General features: G+C 43.7%; 1 protein-coding gene. It reads left to right on the top strand.

Going from position 1 to position 641, the window contains the following annotated elements; genetic code table 11:
• On the top strand, positions 1 to 641 hold a 641-nt coding region (locus tag GO013_RS16705), incomplete at both ends, for a DDE-type integrase/transposase/recombinase (RefSeq protein ID WP_163813173.1).

The following is a 641-nucleotide window of genomic DNA, read 5'->3' as shown; positions in this document are numbered from 1 at the left end:
AACAAACTAGCAAAAGGAGGATATGAGTATTACATCACCTTCACCGATGATTACTCTAGGTATGGATATGTCTATTTGATGCGACGCAAGTCTGAGGCGTTTGATAAGTTCAAACAATTCAAGGCTGAGGCGGAGCTACAACTAGGGAAACATATCAAAGCCCTTCGATCTGATCGAGGTGGCGAGTACCTCCTAGGTGAGTTCAAGGAGTACCTCACGCAACAAGGGATTGTGTCTCAGTTGTCTGCACCGGGTACACCCCAGCAAAATGGTGTAGCAGAGAGAAGAAACCGTACCCTTCTTGATATGGTAAGGTCCATGATGAGTCATGCAACCCTACCTATATCTTTTTGGGGTTATGCCTTAGAAGCAGCAGCATACATTTTAAATCTGGTACCATCTAAGTCAGTACCTAAGACACCCCAAGAAATGTGGACAGGTCGAAAACCTAGTTTAAATCATATCCACATTTGGGGTTGTCCAGCTTATGTACTGAATGATAAAGCTACCAAGCTAGAACCCAGATCAGAAATGTGCTACTTCATTGGGTATCCTAAGGGAACGAGAGGTGGCATGTTTTATCATCCAAAGGAGCAAAAAGTGCTCATCAGCACTCATGCTAGATACTTAGAGGATGATTG

Origin of the sequence: Pseudodesulfovibrio sp. JC047 (assembly GCF_010468615.1) — a bacterium.
Lineage (GTDB): Bacteria > Desulfobacterota > Desulfovibrionia > Desulfovibrionales > Desulfovibrionaceae > Pseudodesulfovibrio.
Note: the sequence above shows the minus strand (reverse complement) of the source record. Positions and strands in the feature narration are given on the sequence as shown.